The organism is Bradyrhizobium sp., assembly GCF_022844465.1.
In the GTDB taxonomy this organism is placed as follows: domain Bacteria; phylum Pseudomonadota; class Alphaproteobacteria; order Rhizobiales; family Xanthobacteraceae; genus Bradyrhizobium.
Genome location: NZ_JALHLP010000024.1, coordinates 1 through 19,051 on the forward strand (window position 1 = coordinate 1; position 19,051 = coordinate 19,051).

The window sequence follows — 19,051 nt, forward strand, 5'->3', positions numbered from 1 at the left end:
AATGACCTCTGGTGCGCCGACTTCAAGGGTGAGTTCAAGCTCGGCAATGGACGGTACTGCTACCCGTTGACCGCGACCGACCATGCCTCGCGTTTCCTGCTGCTCTGCGAGGCGCTGGATTCAACCCGCGAGGACACCGCTTGCACGGCCTTCGAGCGGCTATTCCGTGAACGTGGCCTGCCGTTGGCCATCCGCTCCGACAACGGCGTGCCCTTCGCCAGTCCCAATGCCTTGTTCAATCTCTCCAGGCTCTCGGTCTGGTGGCTCAGGCTCGGCATTGCCATCGAGCGCATCAAGCCGGGCCAGCCGCAGCAGAACGGCCGACACGAGCGTATGCATCTCACCCTCAAGCGGGAAGCCACCCGGCCGCCAGGCTGCAACAGTCTGCAGCTGCAGGAGCGCTTCGACGCCTTCGTTCGCGAGTTCAACGCCGAACGCCCGCACGAGGCCCTCGACATGAGGTGCCCGGCGGAACTCTACACCGCCTCGCCACGTCCCTACCAAGGGCTGCCCGAGCTGACCTACCCGTTCCACGACCGCGATGTACTCGTCACCGCCTGCGGACGTCTCTGCCTGCATCGCAAGCGGATCAACATCTCAACCGTGCTGGCCGGCCAAAAGCTCGGCATCAAGGAAGTCGACGAGGGTATTTGGCTCGTCTCCTTCATGCATTATGATCTGGGATATTTCGACCTGAGCAGAAAACCCTGCAACCCCTCGACAACCCGTTCGGCACGAGGTTGTCACCGATGTCTTAGGTACGCTCCGTTACCTATGTGTCCGGGCCGGACAAATGCGCGAATGGAGCGGGTGAAGGGAATCGAACCCTCGTATTCAGCTTGGAAGGCTGCTGCTCTACCATTGAGCTACACCCGCGTCGGACGTTGAACTAACACGCCGGGCAGGCCGCCTCAACCCGCCCCCGCTCCCGCCGGCGGCGCCTTTCCATCGGCGTTCGACGCCGGTTTCGGGCCTTAACAGACGCCGAATCGCCGCCTATATTGCTGGCTCCATCAACCACGAAAGGAGGTGATCCAGTGTCTTGTACCAAGCGCTGTCACCTCGCTGGGATCGCCCGCTAGGCCTGCGTTCTTTGGCCTGGCATCGGGGCGCTCTCAGCCCTGGACCAGCGAGCACAATAGTTGGGGCGCGGCCGGAGCAATCCCGCCGCGCCTTTTTAATTGCGTGGGGTGTTATCCAATTGACCACGGCGCGGATGGGTTCCCCGCTATGGCCAAGGCCGCTGCGTCATCCCCGCAGCGGCTCTCAATTCACGATGGACTCCCAACCTTGTCTCCCGTCACTGGGGGCGCTGGTTGGATAGTCTCTTCAAGGCCCTGTGCTGTCCGTATGTTGAGAGTCATTTCGCAGATCAGGCCATCAGGCTCAAAACGTCTTTCGATATTTCCATCGAAGGGCATTAAAGCGCGGTCTAAAAGTCGCGAGCCAAATCCCTGATGGTTCGATGAGGTAACTAGTGGCCCCCCGCTTTCTTGCCAGCGAATGACCATTTGGCTCGCCTTCACTGACCAAACGATATGCAACCTGCCTGTCGGACTTGCGAGCGCTCCGTACTTGGCAGCATTAGTAGCAAGTTCATGCACAACGAGGGCCATTGTGATAGCCAGCTTCTGAGGCAAGAGTACGCTAGGCCCCTGCATGGACACTCGCGAACTATCGTATGGTCCAACCTCAGCTTTAATTATGTCTTTGATGAAAGCCCCTTCGCCCTGTGTTGAGATAATCAGGTCGTCGGTAGCCGAAAGAGAGGCTAACATATCGATGACCGTATCTCTTGCTTTCGGATAATCTCGAAGTCTAGAACTGATGATCGCCTGTATGGTCGCGACTTTATTTTTCAACCGGTGTGAAAGTTCTTCGACTGCAAGTTTGCGAAGTTCTTCTTCCGCTTCAAGGCGCGCTGCAACCGTGGCATAATGATTAGCACTCCAGATGATTAAAGCGGTCCCAATAAAGTACAGCACCAAGCTGATCCCTGATCCGGCATTCAACGGCAGGAACGCGTACTGGGGCGCCACAAAGGCCCACCACGCGATCAGCCCGCCCAGCGTCGCCGCTAGGGTCCCGGCATAGGTCCCGCCAATAAGGGCCGCGAAGAGAACTGCAGGATAGTAAGTGGGAAATGGTAGAATGTCGTCACTAATTAAACCAAGACCCCAGCGCAAAGCGGTAGCTACCGCCACGCAACCGATGGCAAACGCATAGGCTTCGTTCGACCCCGGCTCTAAACGCCAACGCGCAAATCGTCGAACGATGCCCACGCCACTCCCCCATCGGTACTGCCTTAACTTGAACACCGGCAGGCCGAATTTCAAGGCGAAAGAGCGGCATTCGGCATTCCCGACCACCATCGCAAAGACATGGCAGGTATAGTCGGTTATCTCCCCCGGTTGTGCTTTTACGAGGTCGGCTTGCAGCAGAGTTTCTATAGCCGATCAACGCACCACCGACTCCACTTGATTGAAGCTTGGGGACGTTCAGCAGCGCAATGCTTCCCAATTCGCGCTGGCCCTGAGAAGCTGGGAAGCACAAGGGCATAAGCCCCTTGAAAGTATTGGTGGGGGAAGAAGGACTCGAACCTTCGAAGTCGTAAGACGGCTGATTTACAGTCAGCTCCCTTTGCCACTCGGGACACTCCCCCGTTCCAACAACATCGCAAGCCCAACCGCATGGAGGCGGTAGATCAGGCCCTGGATGACGTTAATACCGCGAGCCGATGGCGAACTCCCGGTCGGGCGCGTTTATGGGCGAAGCGGGATGGCAAAGTCAACCAACGGAAGCCGCCAAACACCACCTCAGCTACCCAAATTGCCATAATCGGGAACCCGTGACACAAGCGTGCCCATGAACGATCGCGACCGAAAACCGCCGTTCCGCCGTGGCGGCGGCAAGCCGTTCGAAAAAGGGCGGAAATTCGCCCGTCCAGCGGCTCGCCGCGACCGCGAAATGGGCCTCGACGGGCCGGTCATTCTCTATGGCTGGCATACGGTGGCGGCGGCGCTCGCCAATCCGCAGCGCCGGATCCAAAAACTGTTCCTGACCGAGAACGCCGCCCGCCGTCTCTCCGACGAAAACATCGACACCCGCGTCGCCCCGGAGATCGTCCGGCCCAGCGTCATCGACCAGCGGCTCGGCCCCGATGCCGTACACCAGGGCCTCCTGGCGGAAACCGAACCCCTGCCCTCGCCCGACATCGACACGCTGCCGCCGCACGGCATCGTGCTGGTGCTCGACCAGATCACCGATCCGCACAATGTCGGCGCGATCTTACGCTCGGCCGCCGCCTTCGCGGTCAAGGCGGTCGTTACCACTGCCCGCCACAGCCCGGAGGCGACCGGGGTCTTGGCGAAATCCGCCTCCGGCGCGCTGGAGATGGTGCCGCTGGTAACGGTGCAGAACCTCGCCCGCGCGTTGACCGCACTGAACGACCGCGGCTTCATGACGGTCGGGCTCGACAGCCAGGGCAGCGAAGACCTCGGCGCGGTGACGATGCAGCAGCCGCTGGCGCTGGTATTGGGCGCGGAAGGAAAGGGCCTGCGGCAACTGACCCGTGAGACCTGCCGCGTGGTGGCGCGGCTCGACATGCCCGGCGAGATCAAGAGCCTGAACGTGTCGAACGCCGCGGTGCTGGCGCTCTATGTTGTCGCCAGCCGGCTCGGACTCATGAAATGACAGACTCCCGCTCGCGACCGAAGCGAGAGGGCGTCCGAGTTTCGGTGTCGCGACCGGATCAATAATAGCGGCTCAGCACGGGCTGGCCCTGGTGATAGCGGTGCGCGCGGTGTCGGTGCGGACGGTTGTAGCCATGTCCGTAGCCGGAAATCGAGCCTTCGCGATAGACCGGGGGCGGCGCGAAGTTGCCCGGACCGGTGTAGGTCGGGCCCTGGTTGACGTAGTAATATTGCTGCTGCGGATCGGGCAGCAGTTCGCGGGTCCAGCCCACGCAGGGGTTGCAGGCCGAATAGCCGTAGCCGTAGGGCGCCACCGGCGCGACATAGACGTGCGGATGGACGCAGGCGCCGTAGCCGCACGCCATCGCGGGAGTGGCGGCCATCGCGGCGACCGCCGCGACCAATCCTGTGATCACCTGACGCATTACTTTCTCCTGTGGGTGGTCGTGATTTTCCTAGCGTGGAACGTTGGGCGGCGGCGTGCCCCGGTAATCCTGTGGCGCGTAGATGATTGCGGGCGGATCGACCGGCACGCTGGACTGCGCCGGCAGCGGCGCTGATTGCACGGACCATGACTGATGATAGCTTTCGGCCGGCCGCGGCAGCGCGCGGTTTTCCGGCGGCTCGATTTCCAGGCGGCCGTAGCCGGGCGTTTGACCGGCGCTTGGATAATAGCGGCCGACGGACGGAAGTGGATCGACATAACGGCCGCCGTAGATGGTCGGCGCAACCTGGTTGCCCTTGCCGAGTCCCCACACGCCCTCGACCACTGCATAGGACGCATCGACGCCGTTAATGATGATGGGTACGCCGGGGCGGCCGGGGATCACAACCTCAAAGCCCCCGCCGGCCAGCGCCGCCGAAATCATCGCCGCCAAGAATGCTGCCGTCATGCCAACGCGCATGGGTAAGGTTCCCGCTGTTCTCAAGCGCCAGTGTAACCGAAGGGAGTGTTTCAGAAGGTTAAGGCATCCGGCCAAAAGTGCCGGTATGCCTAACGCGCATGCGCCGGGGACGCCGCTTGAACCCCGAAAACCCGGCGCTGAAATGTTAACGCCATGGGGGCTGCGTCCGGTCGATTGTCATTTGCGCGGCAATATCGCACCATCCGCCGCCCTCCAACCCGCATCGCATGCCATGACCCGCCGCAAAATGCCCGCCAGGAACGTGCTCTGGATCATGTGCGACCAGCTGCGCTACGACTATCTCGGCTGCACCGGGCATCCGGTGCTGAAGACGCCGAACATCGACGCGTTGGCCAGGCGTGGCGTCCTGTTCTCGAACGCCTATGTGCAGTCGCCGATCTGCGGCCCGTCACGGATGTCGTTCTATACCGGCCGTTACATGCGCTCGCATGGCTCGCACTGGAACGGCTGGCCGCTGCGGGTGGGCGAGCCGACGCTCGGCGATCACCTGCAGAACATCGGCGTGCGCAACGTGCTGGTCGGCAAGACCCACATGGCGCCCGACCTCGAAGGCCTGAAGAATCTGGGCATTCCTGCGGACTCCATCATTGGCGTGCATGTGTCGGAATGCGGCTTCGAACCCTATGAGCGCGACGATGGCCTGCATCCCACCGGGCGGCCGCGCCCGGCCTACGACAAATATCTGCGCGAGCACGGATTTGAGGCCGACAATCCGTGGGAGCACTGGGCCAATTCCGGCGCCGATGAGGACGGGAGCCTGCAAAACGGCTGGCTGCTGGTTCATGCCGACAAGGCCGCACGCGTTCCCGAGGAGCATTCGGAGACGCCCTACATGACCCGGCGCGCGATGGATTTCATCGCCGAGGCCGAAGACGACGGCCGCCCCTGGTGCCTGCATCTGTCCTATATCAAGCCGCACTGGCCTTATATCGCGCCGGAGCCCTATGCCAGCATGTACGGGCCCAAGGACGTGCAGCCGGTGATCCGCTCGCAGGAAGAGCGCGCCAACGCCCATCCGGTGTTCGCCGCCTACATGGACATGCGCTACTCCCGCAACATGGCGCGGAGCGAGGCGCGGGAGAAAGTCATTCCAACCTATATGGGCCTGATCAAGCAGATCGACGACCAGATGGGCGTGCTGATGGGTTTCCTCGAAGCGCGCGGCCTGCTCGAAAGCACCATGATCGTGTTCACCTCCGACCATGGCGACTATCTCGGCGATCACTGGATGGGCGAGAAAGACCTGTTCCACGAACAGTCCGCCAAGATTCCGCTGATCGTGATTGACCCGTCGGCCGAGGCCGACGGCACCCGCGGCACCGTCGACGATGCGCTGGTCGAGGCGATCGACCTGGCGCCGACCTTCATCGGCTATTTCGGCGGCACGCCGCCGGACCATATCCTCGAAGGCCGCTCACTGCTGCCGCTGCTGCACGGGAAACGGCCGGCCGACTGGCGCAAGGTCGCCTTCTCCGAATACGACTATGCCATGCAGGAGGTCCGCGTGATGCTGGACCAGCCGATCGAGCGCTGCCGGCTGTTCATGGCGTTCGACGGCCGCTGGAAATACATCCACGCCTCTGGCTTCCGGCCGATGCTCTACGACCTCCAAGCCGATCCCAAGGAGTTGAGCGATCGCGGCGCCGACCTATCATGCGCCGATGTCGTGGCGCGGCTGCAGTCGGCGCTGTTCGACTGGGCGCTGCATCCGAAAATGCACATCACCACTCCCAACGAAAGGATCGCCGCCTATTCGAGCCAGCAATTGCAAATCAGGAACGGCGTTCTGATCGGCATCTGGGACGAGGCGGAGCTCGGCGCGATCCGGGACAAGATCGGGGTGAAGCCTTAAGGAAAACGCCATGGACCACGAGACGCACGCCGTCCCGACGATATCTCAAGCAATTTTGGTCCCTTCGCCTGCCGTGAGAGACGAACTGCTCAAAGGCTTTGCACGCGCTCTGTTCAAGGGCGACGTGGACGCGCTTTACAAGGTCGTTGCACCTGATTTTCTCTGGAGCTTCCATGACGGCCTGGGCACGACGAAAGCGCTCTCCGGTCCGGTTGCCATTCGCGCGCATCTAGCCGAGCAGAAGGCGTTGTTCTCGGAGCAGCGTTTTCGCGAGGTAGCTTACTACCATGCCGCCGATATGACCTTCATGACGTTTCGCCTCAGCGAGACCGCTAGAGCCACGGGCGAACAGCGGGAGCAGCGTGGAATTGAGCGGTATACGTTCAGGGACGGCCTGCTCGCGACCAAGGACGTGTACCGCAAGCCGATCTAGTCCCGGTTGATCGTAAGCGCAGCAACTGACGCTCGCCCTACCCCGCGACGCTGAGCGCCAGTGCGATGGCCCCGACCAGAACAAGGCTGATGGCCCAGGACATATCCAGATTGAACCAGCTGCGCGATACGAATTTGAGCCCGAGATAGCGGTAAACCAGCCACGCCAAACACCCGCCGGCGGCGATCATCGCGGCGGCATGAACAAGGGCGACCAGTACCGCCATGGAAACACTGGTATTGATGAGGGCGTCAGCGGCCGCGTGACCCCGGTCGAGACTGGCTTCCCGGCAGAGCCCGAGATAGATCGGCACCAGCATCAATCCCGCGCCGTGCGCGATGGCGACGGCGAACGACCACAACCCGAGTTGCGTCGGTGGAATCCGCGCCAACGCGCGTGGATGGCTGCGGCCGACAAGCCGGAAGACACCGAAGGCGATGACCAGGAGGCTGGCGCCGATCTGGATCTGGCGCTGCCACTCGACCAGGGTGACGAGCAGCGCGAAAGGAAGGATCACCAGCAGCATCGCCAGCAGATGGCCGACCGCCAGCGGCCAAAGCGCTGAAGCCAGCGCCCGCGGACTCCGTTCCATCAATCCCGCCGACACGGCGAGCGGCCACCCCATTCCCGGATTGACGCCGTGGTAGAGGCCGCTCGCGACGACAGCCAGCCAGAGCAAGGCTGGCGTCCAGTCCGCTTCGCTCAAACTCAAACCGACGGATAGCAGAACGAGTCGGTCGAACAGTCGCCGCCGTCGAGCCGGATCTGATGCGCCCGGTATCCGTCGGGGAAGCCAACCCAATAGTCCTTTGCCAGCGCGAGGCCGCCACCCGGACTGGCGTTGGCCATCACCTCGGCGCCCGGAACGCCACCAGGATAGAACTGGTCGTCCCACGTCGAGTAGAGTGAGTTGGTCCAGTAGACCCGTTTGCCGTCGCGGCTGATCTCGACCATCTGCGGCCCGCCTCCGTAGGCCTTGCCGTTCGGATGCGGCGTGCGACGGGCGATGCCGCCGATGTGGACCGATCCGGCAAGCTTTGGCTTCCTCGGATCGGTGACGTCGTATTGACGCATCTCGCCGGTGCCCCAGCAGGAGACGTAGAGAAACTTGTCGTCCATCGACAGATCGATGTCGCTGATCAGCGGCGGCACCGCGCCAAACCCCTGCAGCAGCGGCGGCAACTGTTCCTTGGTCGCGGGCTCGGGCGGAACGGTGGCGGTCTTCTCGATGTGAAACTTGCCGCCCTCGCGCCACCAGGTCCAGATCGAACCTTCGAGATTGGTGGTGTCGACCACGACGCCCAAAAAGCCGTACTCGCGAACCGGATCGTGCGCGGGACGAACTTCCAACGCCATCTGGTGGTTGGCGCCGAGATCGATGGTCTGAACGTTTCGCCGCGCCCGGAGGTCCCAGAAGTGGATCCGATGGCCGTATTTGTTCGCGAGCAGATCCTCCGGCACGATCCCGTTCTCGAATTGAGGCGGCAGCCCCCACTCGCTCGTCACCATGTAGTCGCGCGGCAGATTCCACCAGAAATCATAGTGCAGGTTCTGGGAGCCACGATCGATCTCCCAACGTCCCAAAACCTCGAAGGTCTGGCAGTCCATGATGAAGACGCCGGGCGGTCCATCGGTCCCGTCCTTGCCGCCGCCGCCGAGCGTCGAGACGTAAATGCCTTCCGGTCCGCAATGCACCGTGTGGGGCCGCGAGTAGCCGGTCTTTCTGAATATCTCCTCAGGCTCGATGATCTTGTGAATCTTCGCACTGGTCGGATCCGGCTTGGTGTCGATGATGTAAATCCGGGAGGACCGGATGCCTGGGATGATGAGGTAGCGCCGCTCGAGGAACGCGTGCCCGGCGAGCGGCGACAGCGCCGACGAGCAGGCGTTCCAGCCAAAATGGTGAAACTCGTCACCCTTGTTGGGCATCGTCACCGTGTGAACGACCTTGCTGTATGTTGACGAGCCGGGTTTGACGTCGACCACGGCGAGCGCGTCGGGTTTCGAGAAGTCTGGGCTCAGCAACAAGGTGTAGGCGAAGCTCTCGGGCGGAGCTTCCATGGCAAGCTTGGGCGATGCGTGAAACGTCGGGTCGGGCCTGATCGTCATCGTACTGCCTCCCTGTTCGCGTGAAGGTGCATAAGCAGCCCAGCGGCCGCAGCAGGTTAAACCGGCGCGTTTCAATTCCTGTTGCGCATGCCGCCGTCCGGTTCGCTTGGTGTCAGAACAGACCACCAAATAAATCACCATTAGGGCGCCCTGAACAGAACGGAGTTGGCGGATCACAGAGGAGATCGGATCATGCCGGCGGTTAGTCCTCATGGTGAGGAGCGCGTCTTCGCGCGTCTCGAACCATGAGGCCCGGCTGGTGCGTATGGCCATCCTTCAAGACGGCGCTTTCGCGCCTCCTGACGGAGCACCGCGTCAATTCGTGATCTTGTAGCCCGTCGCCTCCACGATCGGCTGCCAGAACGCGGTGTTGGCGGCGAGCTGCTGGGTCAGGCCTTCCGGCGTCGAACCGACCGGGATCAGGCCGATGGCCTGCAGTTTTTCCCTGACCTCGGCCTTGGCGAGCGCGGCGGCGGCCTCGCTCAATTTCCTGGCGAAGTCCGGCGGACTGCCGGCCGGCAGCCACATGCCGTACCAGCCGTCCGCCACCAGATCGATGCCGCTTTCCTTCAGGGTCGGCGCTTCCGGCAGGAACGGCGAACGCGTGGCGCTGCTGACCGCGAGAATCCGGATGGTGCCGGCGCGATGCTGCGGGATGGCGTCGGTCAGGGTGGAAATCGCGAACGGCAGATGGCCGCCGATCAGGTCGTTGATGATCGGCGCGCTGCCGCGATAGACCACGCGCGTCATCTTGACGCCGAGCACCTCCTCGAGCCGCGACCCCGTGAAATGGGGAATGGTGCCGTTGCTCGGCACGCCGAAAGTGGCCTTGTCCGGATTGGCCTTCAGCCAGGCCACGAACTGCTGGAAATCCTTGACCTCGGCAGCCGGGACGGCCGGGCCGACGAAGACGCAGAACTCAAAGCGCACCAGTTGCGAAACCGGCACGAAGTCCCGCGCGGTGTCGAAACTCGGCGTCGTCTCGACCATCGGCAGCAGATACATGGTCGGTCCCGTAGTGACGAGGATGGTCGTGCCGTCGGGATTGGCGCCCTTGACCGACTTGATGGCGATCAGCCCGTCGCCGCCGGTGCGGTTCTCGACGATGACGTTGCGATCGAGCAATCCTCCCTCAAGCAAACCCGGTTTCGTAGATCGTCATCAGCCCGATGGCGACAGTGGCAAGGCCGACCGCGCCCTGCAGGCCGCGATTGGCCCAGGTGAGTCCGTGGGCGGAGACCGCGAGCGGCACCGCGATCACCGTCGACAGCACACCCATGCCAATCATCGAGCCGATCCCGAACAGCCCGATATAACCAACTCCCAACGCCGGGCTTGAGGCCTGCGTCGCCGCCAGCACCAGCAGCGCGGCCGATCCCGCCATGCCGTGCATCAACCCGACCAGCAGCGTGCGCCAGCGGAAGCCGTGCGCGTGCGCATGGGCTTCGCGCGCATGCGGCGCGGTTTCGCCGGCATGGCTGTGGGCGTGGAAATGCACCGTGCCGTCGCCATGGCGGTGTCGGTGAAAATGCACACGGTCGCGCCACAACCGCCACAGCACGTGCGCACCCAGGCCGATCAGCATCACCCCGACGGCGGCCTCGAGCGGCCCGGCGACGGCCTCGGGGATGGCGCGGCCGAGCAGGATGGCGGCGCCGGCAAACACGAACAGCGTCAGCGTATGGCCAAGCCCCCAGGTCAGCCCGTGCTTGACGATATCGGCGACGCGGTTGCGGCGCGCGGCGATGCTGGATACGGCGGCAATGTGATCGGCTTCCAGTGCATGCTGCATGCCCAGCAAAAACCCCAACACCAAAATTGCGAACATACGCCCCCGCCCACTATGCCGGTTCATCCGCGGCAGCCGGAATTTCACACCGGATGGCGGATCACACAACCGAAATCGGACCCGCGGCCGGCCTTTAGGCATCACGCCGGTTTGAATCGACGGAGAAGAAATGGGGGAACGCTACGCAAGGATGTCACTTTACCCACGCATCATTCTTCCAAGGAGCATCTTATGATCAGATCCGGAATTCTCGCCGCTGCGGCCGTCGTCGCGTCCACCCTTGCAGGCCCCGCGCTAGCGCAGGAAGTCATCTCGAACCCCGGCTATTGCGCGCAGTTCTATCCAAACGCCAATTGCCAGACCAAGGCCCCTGGAAATCCGTACACCGGGAGCTACCAGCGTCAGGTCGTTGACCAGCCCTATCGCGATGGGTGGCGCAACAGCTACAACCAGTGGGACGATGGCCGCGTATGGACCGGGGATGTCACGGTCGCCGGGCGCGTCGGAGTGCCCGGCGCGATCGCGGGCCAGGACATCGCGGGCCAGGACTATGCGCGCCGTAACGGGTTTGTCTGTGTCCCCGGCACCTTGTTCCGGGCCGAGAATGGCCGAACCCAAATTTGCCAGTAAGCATCCCCGCATTGATCACGGAAAAAGGCGGCCATCTGGCCGCCTTTTGACCGTGTGAGCGCACCAGGCGCCTCGGGGGTTCTGGCCCTTTGCGGACAAGTCTGGTATTCGAACCGCAAGGATCGCACCCAGGCGGGCGGGACTTCATCGCCGGACCGATCAAGCCAATTCGCCGGTTTAGCTCAGCGGTAGAGCAGCGGTTTTGTAAACCGAAGGTCGGGAGTTCAATCCTCTCAACCGGCACCATCGCGCCGTAACCCGCCTGTCGGGCCCGCTCCCCAAAGACTTTCTTTGCTCGCATATGAAACCGTTGCGTTCCCCAAGGATTGTGACCGAGCGGTCAACCGGGGAACTGCATCCGGACATGCCGGCCTTGGCCCATCGGCCTTGCCGTTGTCACCAAGAGCCGACCGCATCCGGAACTGGAACAAGATGAAGCCCGAAAAGACCCTACCATTTAGAGCGCGAAACACCGAGGAACTGATCGCCCTGCTGAGCGCGGTAGCGACCGCAATCCTCGCCGTCATCATCATTTCCATGCTGTATTTCGGGCGCGAAATCTTCGTTCCGATTGCATTGGCCATCCTTCTCAGCTTCGTGCTTGCGCCGCTGGTGGCGAAGCTGCAGCGAATCTATGTGCCACGGGGAATAGCTGTGGTCGGCGTGGTCCTCCTTGCCTTCGCTTTGATATTTGCGACGGGTGGTCTTTTGGCTACCCAGGTGACGCAATTGGCGGAAGATCTCCCTCGCTATCAATCGACGATCAGACAGAAGATACAATCGTTCAAAGACACCCAGGCCGGAACGGGCACGCTCGAGCGTGCCTCTGAAATGCTGAAGGATCTCAGCAAGGAACTCGACAGGCCAAGGGAAGCACCGGCAGGCCGTACGACGGCATCCTCGATTTTTCCAAATGCGCCGGCGCAAACCCCGGTTCCCGTGGAAGTTCGTCAGCCCGATCCGAGCGCGTTGGAAAGTCTGCGCGATGTGGTTTCCCCGCTCGTACATCCTCTCGCGACGACGGGCATCATCATCATCTTCGTCATTTTCATTTTGCTCAAACGCGAGGATCTCCGAAACCGGCTGATCCGGCTGGCGGGATCCCATGATCTGCAACGCACCACGGCCGCGCTCGACGACGCCGCGGGTCGCCTCAGCCGGCTGTTCCTCACTCAACTTGCCGTGAACGGCTGCTTTGGCGTCGTGATCGGCCTTGGGCTTTGGATCATCGGCGTACCCAGCCCCATCCTCTGGGGCATTCTCGCGGCAGCTCTGCGCTTTGTGCCTTACATCGGCGCCATTATCGCCGCCGCCTTTCCGCTTGCGCTGGCCGTGGCCGTCGATCCCGGCTGGTCGATGTTCTTCTGGACACTCGCCCTCTTTGTTGTTGTGGAGCCGATGGTGGGCCATGTGATCGAACCGATGGTGTATGGCCACAGCACCGGGCTTTCGCCGGTCGCGGTGGTCGTTGCCGCGACGTTCTGGACCGCACTTTGGGGGCCGATCGGCCTTGTACTGGCAACCCCGCTGACTGTGTGCCTTGTCGTGCTCGGTCGTCATGTCGAGCGGCTGGAATTCCTCGACGTCATGTTTGGCGACCGGCCCGCGCTATCGCCTCCGGAAATATTCTATCAGCGGATGCTCGCCGCGGATCCGGCGGAAGCTGCCGAAAAGGCAGAAGAATTCCTGAAGGAACGCTCGCTTGGGTCCTACTATGACGAGGTCGCCTTGAAGGGATTGCAGCTGGCGCAGAACGATACGGCGCGTGGCGCGCTGGACGGCGAACGCCTTATCACGGTGAGAGACTCCGTCAGCGAGCTTGTAAGTGACCTGTCAGAACAGGACGAGCGACCATCATCAGAGCCTGGCACGACCACGGATCCAGAGGCGTCTTCTGCTGTGGAAGACGTTTCCGAAACAGCTTCGGCTGAGCACCTGCCTGTTGTCGCCAAGGAAACTCTCTCGGCTGATTGGCAGGGCGAACACCCGCTGCTGTGCGTGGCCGGGCGCACTCTCATCGACGAGGCCGCCGCCACCATGCTGGCCCACCTCTCGAGCGCGCACGGCCTGGCCGCAAAGGTCGAACCACCCGAGGCTTTGTCCTCTACCAATATCTTCAGACTAGATACTACCGGTGTTGCGATGGCTTGTCTGATCTACATCGACGCGGCCGGACCAGCGCACATGCGCTACAGCGTTCGACGCCTCAAGCGCAAGCTGCCCAAAGCATCGATTGTGCTGTGTTGTCTCGATGGGAATATCGACGCCGCCGCACTGGAACAGTTGAGGGTGGGCGCGAAAGCCGACGCTGCCGCGGCGAGCCTGAGCGATGCGGCGCGCTTGTTCATCGCGGCGGCTACGGGTGCGGAAGCCCTTGATGTGGTCTCGAAACCTGACACGCCTTCAACGGTTGCAGCCTGATGGGTTGGACCGGCGGGGTCGATCGTTGATCAAGCCGTGTAATGAGCCGTCGCAGGTTGCTTTTGGCTCGCGGGTGTGTCGGTTGGCGCACACTTCGATCGACCGAATCATGGCAGGTTCGGCTCGCGGCGGTTCTGATCTCTCTGGCGCCGCTTCCTCCCGAACTTCACCCCGTCGACGGCGGCGGGGTGTTTTTTTTGAGTGCGTGCGCTCGCGCTTCGCGTCCATCGCGCGCCAGGGACTTGCGGCAAAGCCTCGCGACCGTGGTATGCGCGGAACCATTCTGCCCTCGCCCCGTTCTTCCGCCATGAACATTCGCGAAGAAAACTGCAAAATGGTTCTGCTCGCTGCTGTAACCTTGTTCTCCCTGGTGATCGTAAGCGGTGCCACGGTAGTGGAATCAGCCTCCGATTCGCCACCTCCCGGCGCGAAAGAGACCTCGGCCGGTGTTTACCCGGCCACCGCGCATGGCAAGTCGCTGGTGTACGTCACTGACAACCCGCAGGTTCGCGTCGTGGGCGCTCCTTTCATGCCCAACATCAACCCGAGCGAGCGCTAACTCGACGTTCGATGGAACCGCGCTGGCGTTGTTGGGGCCGGAGCACCGTTACCCCTGTGCCACTGTTCGCAGGTTCCCGGACGTTATCCCCAGCTAACATCTGCTTCCGCTTGCTTCCACATCGGCCCTTTGATGGAGTGATTTGGGCCGAGGTGATGCATGAGATGGATGAAAGACCGCGATCTGCTGATCGCGCAGACCATGGAATTCGTTCAATCGGTTTCCGCCGAGACGCTGGCGGCCGAGAAGGTCGCGGCAAGGGAGCGTCCCGTGCCGACGTCCGCAGCCCTGCCTCCCGTCGAATTGTCCCCGGCAGCACTGAAGTTGGTTGAGCTGCCCTCGATCAGACGACCCGAACAGAAGACAAGCACGACGACCTCCCCCGGGCCCATGCCTGACACCGGAGCGTTGCTGGCCGTGAGCGGCGGCGTCGCCGAGCAACGCAGGCCCCCGCCGGTCCCGCGCACCAATCTACGCGACGAGCTGCAGTCCGAGGTCAAGGCGCGGATCGCTAATTTTCGCGCTCATCAGGAACGCTTCAACCGCGAGCGCGAGGCCTATTGCAGCGCCGCCATGGCCAGGCTTCAGGCCGCCCTCGAAGTCGGCAGGTCCACGCGTCCGGGAAAGTAATCGCCGGCTGCCACGCCACGCACTTAACTGCGACCGATCTTCTCCAGCACCGGCAGCAGATAGGTCAGAAAGACCTGCGGGTCTTCGCTCATCGGGAAGTGACCGAGGCCCTTCATGATGGTGACCTCGCAGCCGGGAATGCTTTGCGCCACTGCCAGCGTTTCCTCCGGCGTGCAGGAATAATCATATTCGCCGGACAGCAGAAATAGCGGGCAGCGCCTGGTATCGATCTGCGCTACCCGGCCGCGGATGTCGCCGTCGAGCTTGTAGAAAAACAGATCGCCCTTGAAGACGCCGGGGCCTCCCTGCATGTAGTGCCAGAGCGTCTCCCAGCGCTCCTTCGCGGGCGCGTCCGGCCCCACCAGCCCCGAGACGATGGCGCCGCTGACTTCGCCACCGTGAACGTCGGGCCGGTGCAGGAAGTTGAGGTCGTAATAGGGATCGACATGGGCGCCGGCCTGCAGGCCGATGATGGCGCGGAAACGCTCGGGATGCTCGAGCGCCAGATGCAGCGCGATGCGCCCGCCGATCGAGCAGCCGATCAGGATCGGCCGATCGAGCCGCAGCGCCGCCGATATTTCCAGCACCATGGTCGTGTACTGCGCCGATGTGAGTTGATACTCCTCGTCGTGCCAGCCGGCCGGCGGCGAGGACTTGCCGTGCCAGGGCATGTCGAAGGCGATCACGCGATGCCTTGATGTCACCCGCGCATCGTTCATCAGGCCGCGATACTGCCGGCCGTCGCTGCCGGCCGTGTGCAGGCACAACAGTGGCGTGCCCTCGCCCGCCTCCTCGACATAGACCCGGTGCGGCCGGCCGAACAAATCGAGATGCATGTAGCGGCCGGTGATCGGCTCGAATTTCACGCTCATGCGCCGGCTCCCTCCCGAAGCTTGCCGAGGGCTTCCTTGAAGTAGCGCAGGTGCGCCATGAATATCTGCAGGTTGCCTTCCGCCTTCAGCGCCCGCCGCTTGACCAGCGCCAGCAGGTCATTCGAGCCCGGCGGCGGCCGCTCGCTCCAGAATTTGCTCCAATCGTCCTCGCTCGCGCGCAGCGCAAACGACGAGGACGGCATCACGAACGGGCCTGACGTCACCGAGACGATGCGGCCCTCGAAGATCGTAATCAGCCAGGAGGTGCGGCCTACCTCCAGCAGGAACGTGGTCGACAGGTAGCGACCGCGCCGGACCAGGCCTGCATCGTTGTTGACCCGTTGCTGCAGCTTCTCGATCATGACCGTCCCTGCCCCCGAGCCGCCCTGGCGCCATCCCCTGCCCGGTGCTCGCCAGCAGGCATGATGGAAGCATTGGCGGCGGCGTCAATCGCCGGAATGGGCGCGTTGCTCCGACTGCCCACAACGATCGCTCAAAGCCAGGCGCATACCAGCGCCATGTTCGCCGCAGAGGCGACGAACAGCACGACCGTCAGCATGAGTTGGACCCGCCCGCAGGAGGTCTGGAGGATCGTCCGCATGGCCGGAAACATCCGGCGATTCTAGTGGAGGAGTCCCGGGGATTCTTTTTCAGGACGTTTACCTCCCGTTTACGACTCAGAATCAACCCCAGAACTCCACCAAAACGGCCTGAAACGGGCCGTTTTCCCTCTCACAGATCGGTGAAGCTGGCGGGAATGGAAACCCGGACGCCGCCATCCGCGTTGACCGTTTTTGACGGAGCGAACGATGCCCTATGCGCTGTTCTCCAAAGAGGCCAAGTTGAGCAAGACCTATCCGGGCGAGGCCGACGTGTGGAAGGTCGCCCAGAAAAGCGGGCTCGTGGTCGACGTCGTCTCCGAACAGACCAGGGCGGAGCCCCGAGCGATCCTGGACCACGACTATGAAATCCGGTTCTGCCAGGCGGAGCCGCACGAGGATCCGGCGCGCAACAAGGCCGAGGCCGAGCGCGAGGCACAAACGGAAGTGCAGTTCGAGACGGGATTGAGATTGGCGTCCTGAGGCGCTGGAGATCCCAGACACCAGCGATTCAGGCTACAATATTTCCAACTACGGCGTCGCGGACACCAGCGAGGCCTGTTCGGATGCCAAGGTCACGCAGGCCTTGCGGCGCTGTACGCCCCTGATCGAACCGGTGACCTTGCGAACTTTCCCGGCTCCGCAGGAGGGATCCTGCACAAAAGCGATTTCATAGGGAGCCAGCATGAGCGGTTCGGATTTCAGAACTGTCTGCGCCAGGCACGGAAACGCCGCTGCGGAAAAGATCAGCCCTAACGCCAAAACACGCATGTTCGTTTGTCCAACCGCCAGCCGGCTGAACCATAATAGCCGATCGTGACGAAAAGTTGTGCTGTGCGCGAAAATTATTTTCAGTGCACCTGAGAACGCGAGCCACACGCGTTACACAACCAAGGGTAATTTCGACAGGGGGCCCGCAAGACGTCCCTCAAAAACAACAAGGCCGGCGCGAGGCCGGCCTTGTCTAGTCGTCTCGGTATCCAAGGCTAAAACTAGTATCGGGAAGCCGCCGGCCCACCCCAGCCAAACCGGTAGTTCACGCCAGCCTTGGCCGTATGCTCCTCGTTCCTGAAGCTGCGACCGACGATGGCGGCAGGGCCTGCCGTGAAGGTCGTATCGCCGAAATTGTAATACTGGTACTCGGCCTTGGCCGACCAGTTCGGCGCGAACATGTATTCGAGGCCCCCGCCGACGGTGTAGCCGTCCTGGTGGTTGCCGGAGGCGGTGAAGGCCGCGGGAACGCCGGCCACCGACACCCCGAGATTGTTGCCGTCACGCCAGGCATAGCCACCCTTGGCGTATAGCAGCGCCGGACCCCAAGTATAGCCAAGCCGCCCGGTCACCGATCCGAGTTGATCGGTGCTTGAGGTCACCAGCGTCCCGCCCGGAAACACAAGTCCAGTGTTGCTCGAGTTCGGAAGCCAGCTGTACTGGGCCTCGACACCCATCACCCAGTTGGGCGCGAACTGATAGTCGAAGCCGCCCTGGACGCCGCCAAGGAAGCGGGCGTCGCTGCCCTGCAGGGAATTATCGCCGGAAAACGCCCCACCGAGATGGCCGCCGAGGTAGAACCCGGTCCAATTATAGACCACGGCAGGGGCGCTGTAGGCCGGAGCCTTGGCATAGGGCCGCGCCCGCATGTCGGCGGCAAAAGCCGGAGCCGCCAGGGCGGCCAGCGCAGCAGCGCCGAGCAGAACCTTCTTCATCGTGTCATCCCCGTTTCAAACGCGTTGCTCATACCAATCCAAACAACGTGACCTCAATTAGGTTGCTTTGCGGCAAAGCCTATCCGGGCAACTGTGGCAAAGCAGCAACAAACAGATCCTGTTCCTCGGATTCAAGGTCTTTTTGATCAAGGGAGGGCTTCCCGCCTTGTTAATGTCCGGGATGACTAAGGCAAGGTTCAACCCTCGCTGAAAAGTGATCCAGTCTTGCCTGTCTATCCGCCGGGCCGATGCCTGTGACAGGGATCAGCGACTCAATTTCTCGAGTTCCGCGAAGGGCATGTAGGACACGCCGGCACAGAGCTCGAGGGCGTTTTCGATGACACGGTCGAGCCGGCCATCGACGAACAGGACGGCGCGTTCCCGCGGTTCGCGGTAGCCGCCGTCGGACTCCCGGGGACTGAAGCGCAGGCAAACGAGATAGCGGAGCCGCCCGCCGACGACGCGTTGCACCGGCTCGGCCACCCCGGCGTCGCGCACGCCGACGGGGTTGTTGAGATAAGTCTTGAAGAACGACAACACTTCCGAACGGTAGTTATTGGGAAACGGCTGGTTGGATACGCCGCGATCATCGGTAAAGGTGATCGGCTTGCCGTCGTCGCTGGCGGCACAGGACGAAAGCGCCATCGCCAGCACCGCTATCGCCGCAATTTTGGCTGCTTCCGGCAAGCAAACACTTCTCCCCGCGCGCGTCCCATAGACCGCCCGGAGCCGAAATGGAATTCGCATCTCGGTTACCCGGCGCAGTCTCCATCGCCGGCAGGCTGCACGGGTCGATAGAACCAATCGTGACGGCGATCAACGGATAACATGTT

The 19,051-nt window shown here is 62.5% G+C and carries 21 protein-coding genes, 3 tRNA genes and 1 pseudogene; 11 read left to right on the forward strand and 14 right to left on the reverse strand.

The window, feature by feature from the left end; translation table 11 throughout:
- Positions 1-758: pseudogene (locus Q0D31_RS22425) on the forward strand (integrase core domain-containing protein); the annotation flags it as partial.
- Between the two features lie 44 nt (positions 759-802).
- On the opposite strand, the gene Q0D31_RS22430 reads toward Q0D31_RS22425, so the two are convergent.
- The 3 genes from Q0D31_RS22430 to Q0D31_RS22440 form a co-directional block, all read right to left on the reverse strand.
- Positions 803-876, reverse strand: a tRNA-Gly gene (locus Q0D31_RS22430).
- A gap of 395 nt (positions 877-1,271) precedes the next feature.
- Positions 1,272-2,336: an HWE histidine kinase domain-containing protein gene (locus Q0D31_RS22435; protein WP_291856198.1), complete on the reverse strand. Its 1,065-nt coding sequence runs from the start codon at positions 2,334-2,336 to the stop codon at positions 1,272-1,274.
- A 240-nt stretch (positions 2,337-2,576) separates the two neighbouring features.
- A tRNA-Tyr gene (locus tag Q0D31_RS22440) sits at positions 2,577-2,662 on the reverse strand.
- 203 nt (positions 2,663-2,865) lie between these two features.
- On the opposite strand from Q0D31_RS22440, the gene rlmB reads away from it, so the two are divergent.
- The gene (rlmB, locus tag Q0D31_RS22445; protein WP_291856200.1) at positions 2,866-3,693 is read left to right on the forward strand and encodes a 23S rRNA (guanosine(2251)-2'-O)-methyltransferase RlmB; all 828 of its coding nucleotides are present in this window, start codon (positions 2,866-2,868) and stop codon (positions 3,691-3,693) included.
- A gap of 58 nt (positions 3,694-3,751) precedes the next feature.
- Here the strand turns inward: rlmB and Q0D31_RS22450 are convergent, their stop codons facing one another.
- Together Q0D31_RS22450 and Q0D31_RS22455 are read right to left on the reverse strand one after the other, a co-directional pair.
- Positions 3,752-4,117 carry a hypothetical protein gene (locus tag Q0D31_RS22450; RefSeq protein ID WP_291856202.1) on the reverse strand — a complete coding sequence of 122 codons (366 nt, stop codon included), beginning with the start codon at positions 4,115-4,117 and terminating at the stop codon, positions 3,752-3,754.
- Positions 4,118-4,147: 30 nt separating this feature from the next.
- Positions 4,148-4,585, reverse strand: coding sequence for a hypothetical protein (locus Q0D31_RS22455; protein WP_291856204.1), 438 nt, complete (start codon positions 4,583-4,585; stop codon positions 4,148-4,150).
- 244 nt (positions 4,586-4,829) lie between these two features.
- Here Q0D31_RS22455 and Q0D31_RS22460 point away from each other — a divergent pair, with 244 nt between their 5' ends.
- The gene (locus Q0D31_RS22460; protein ID WP_291856206.1) at positions 4,830-6,470 is read left to right on the forward strand and encodes an alkaline phosphatase family protein; all 1,641 of its coding nucleotides are present in this window, start codon (positions 4,830-4,832) and stop codon (positions 6,468-6,470) included.
- 10 nt (positions 6,471-6,480) lie between these two features.
- On the forward strand, positions 6,481-6,903 hold the full coding sequence (locus Q0D31_RS22465) for a nuclear transport factor 2 family protein (protein WP_291856207.1): 423 nt from the start codon (positions 6,481-6,483) through the stop codon (positions 6,901-6,903).
- A gap of 37 nt (positions 6,904-6,940) precedes the next feature.
- Here Q0D31_RS22465 and Q0D31_RS22470 read toward each other — a convergent pair whose 3' ends face one another.
- The 4 genes from Q0D31_RS22470 to Q0D31_RS22485 all read right to left on the reverse strand — a co-directional run bounded on the left by Q0D31_RS22470 (position 6,941) and on the right by Q0D31_RS22485 (position 10,840).
- On the reverse strand, positions 6,941-7,609 hold the full coding sequence (locus tag Q0D31_RS22470) for a hypothetical protein (RefSeq protein WP_291856314.1): 669 nt from the start codon (positions 7,607-7,609) through the stop codon (positions 6,941-6,943).
- Positions 7,610-7,611: 2 nt separating this feature from the next.
- Positions 7,612-9,012, reverse strand: a complete 1,401-nt coding sequence (locus tag Q0D31_RS22475; protein WP_291856209.1) for a selenium-binding protein SBP56-related protein — start codon at positions 9,010-9,012, stop codon at positions 7,612-7,614.
- A gap of 315 nt (positions 9,013-9,327) precedes the next feature.
- Positions 9,328-10,137: a tripartite tricarboxylate transporter substrate-binding protein gene (locus tag Q0D31_RS22480; RefSeq protein ID WP_291856211.1), complete on the reverse strand. Its 810-nt coding sequence runs from the start codon at positions 10,135-10,137 to the stop codon at positions 9,328-9,330.
- A gap of 7 nt (positions 10,138-10,144) precedes the next feature.
- Complete coding sequence (locus tag Q0D31_RS22485; protein WP_291856213.1) at positions 10,145-10,840, reverse strand: urease accessory protein; 696 nt, start codon at positions 10,838-10,840, stop codon at positions 10,145-10,147.
- Between the two features lie 192 nt (positions 10,841-11,032).
- Between Q0D31_RS22485 and Q0D31_RS22490 the strand changes: the two genes are divergently transcribed.
- The 5 genes from Q0D31_RS22490 (at position 11,033) to Q0D31_RS22510 (ending at position 15,041) form a co-directional block, all read left to right on the forward strand.
- The gene (locus tag Q0D31_RS22490) at positions 11,033-11,431 is read left to right on the forward strand and encodes a hypothetical protein (RefSeq protein WP_291856215.1); all 399 of its coding nucleotides are present in this window, start codon (positions 11,033-11,035) and stop codon (positions 11,429-11,431) included.
- A gap of 171 nt (positions 11,432-11,602) precedes the next feature.
- A tRNA-Thr gene (locus Q0D31_RS22495) sits at positions 11,603-11,677 on the forward strand.
- A 186-nt stretch (positions 11,678-11,863) separates the two neighbouring features.
- Positions 11,864-13,852 carry an AI-2E family transporter gene (locus Q0D31_RS22500; RefSeq protein WP_291856217.1) on the forward strand — a complete coding sequence of 663 codons (1,989 nt, stop codon included), beginning with the start codon at positions 11,864-11,866 and terminating at the stop codon, positions 13,850-13,852.
- 307 nt (positions 13,853-14,159) lie between these two features.
- The gene (locus tag Q0D31_RS22505; RefSeq protein WP_291856219.1) at positions 14,160-14,411 is read left to right on the forward strand and encodes a hypothetical protein; all 252 of its coding nucleotides are present in this window, start codon (positions 14,160-14,162) and stop codon (positions 14,409-14,411) included.
- A gap of 159 nt (positions 14,412-14,570) precedes the next feature.
- Positions 14,571-15,041 carry a hypothetical protein gene (locus Q0D31_RS22510; protein ID WP_291856221.1) on the forward strand — a complete coding sequence of 157 codons (471 nt, stop codon included), beginning with the start codon at positions 14,571-14,573 and terminating at the stop codon, positions 15,039-15,041.
- 23 nt (positions 15,042-15,064) lie between these two features.
- On the opposite strand, the gene Q0D31_RS22515 is transcribed toward Q0D31_RS22510, so the two are convergent.
- Entirely contained in the window at positions 15,065-15,913 is an 849-nt protein-coding gene (locus tag Q0D31_RS22515; protein ID WP_291856223.1) for an alpha/beta hydrolase, read from the reverse strand.
- Positions 15,910-16,275, reverse strand: a complete 366-nt coding sequence (locus tag Q0D31_RS22520; protein WP_291856225.1) for a hypothetical protein — start codon at positions 16,273-16,275, stop codon at positions 15,910-15,912. The genes Q0D31_RS22515 and Q0D31_RS22520 overlap by 4 nt, the downstream gene beginning before the upstream one ends.
- A 60-nt stretch (positions 16,276-16,335) precedes the next feature.
- Here Q0D31_RS22520 and Q0D31_RS22525 point away from each other — a divergent pair, with 60 nt between their 5' ends.
- Together Q0D31_RS22525 and Q0D31_RS22530 are read left to right on the forward strand one after the other, a co-directional pair.
- Positions 16,336-16,539, forward strand: a complete 204-nt coding sequence (locus Q0D31_RS22525) for a hypothetical protein (RefSeq protein WP_291856227.1) — start codon at positions 16,336-16,338, stop codon at positions 16,537-16,539.
- A 183-nt stretch (positions 16,540-16,722) separates the two neighbouring features.
- Positions 16,723-16,995, forward strand: coding sequence for a hypothetical protein (locus Q0D31_RS22530; RefSeq protein WP_291856229.1), 273 nt, complete (start codon positions 16,723-16,725; stop codon positions 16,993-16,995).
- 48 nt (positions 16,996-17,043) lie between these two features.
- On the opposite strand, the gene Q0D31_RS22535 is transcribed toward Q0D31_RS22530, so the two are convergent.
- The 3 genes from Q0D31_RS22535 to Q0D31_RS22545 all read right to left on the reverse strand — a co-directional run bounded on the left by Q0D31_RS22535 (position 17,044) and on the right by Q0D31_RS22545 (position 18,863).
- Positions 17,044-17,283 carry a hypothetical protein gene (locus Q0D31_RS22535; RefSeq protein ID WP_366518546.1) on the reverse strand — a complete coding sequence of 80 codons (240 nt, stop codon included), beginning with the start codon at positions 17,281-17,283 and terminating at the stop codon, positions 17,044-17,046.
- A gap of 221 nt (positions 17,284-17,504) precedes the next feature.
- Positions 17,505-18,218 carry an outer membrane beta-barrel protein gene (locus Q0D31_RS22540; protein WP_291856234.1) on the reverse strand — a complete coding sequence of 238 codons (714 nt, stop codon included), beginning with the start codon at positions 18,216-18,218 and terminating at the stop codon, positions 17,505-17,507.
- A 264-nt stretch (positions 18,219-18,482) separates the two neighbouring features.
- Positions 18,483-18,863, reverse strand: a complete 381-nt coding sequence (locus tag Q0D31_RS22545; RefSeq protein ID WP_291856316.1) for a hypothetical protein — start codon at positions 18,861-18,863, stop codon at positions 18,483-18,485.
- Positions 18,864-19,051: the final 188 nt, after the last annotated feature.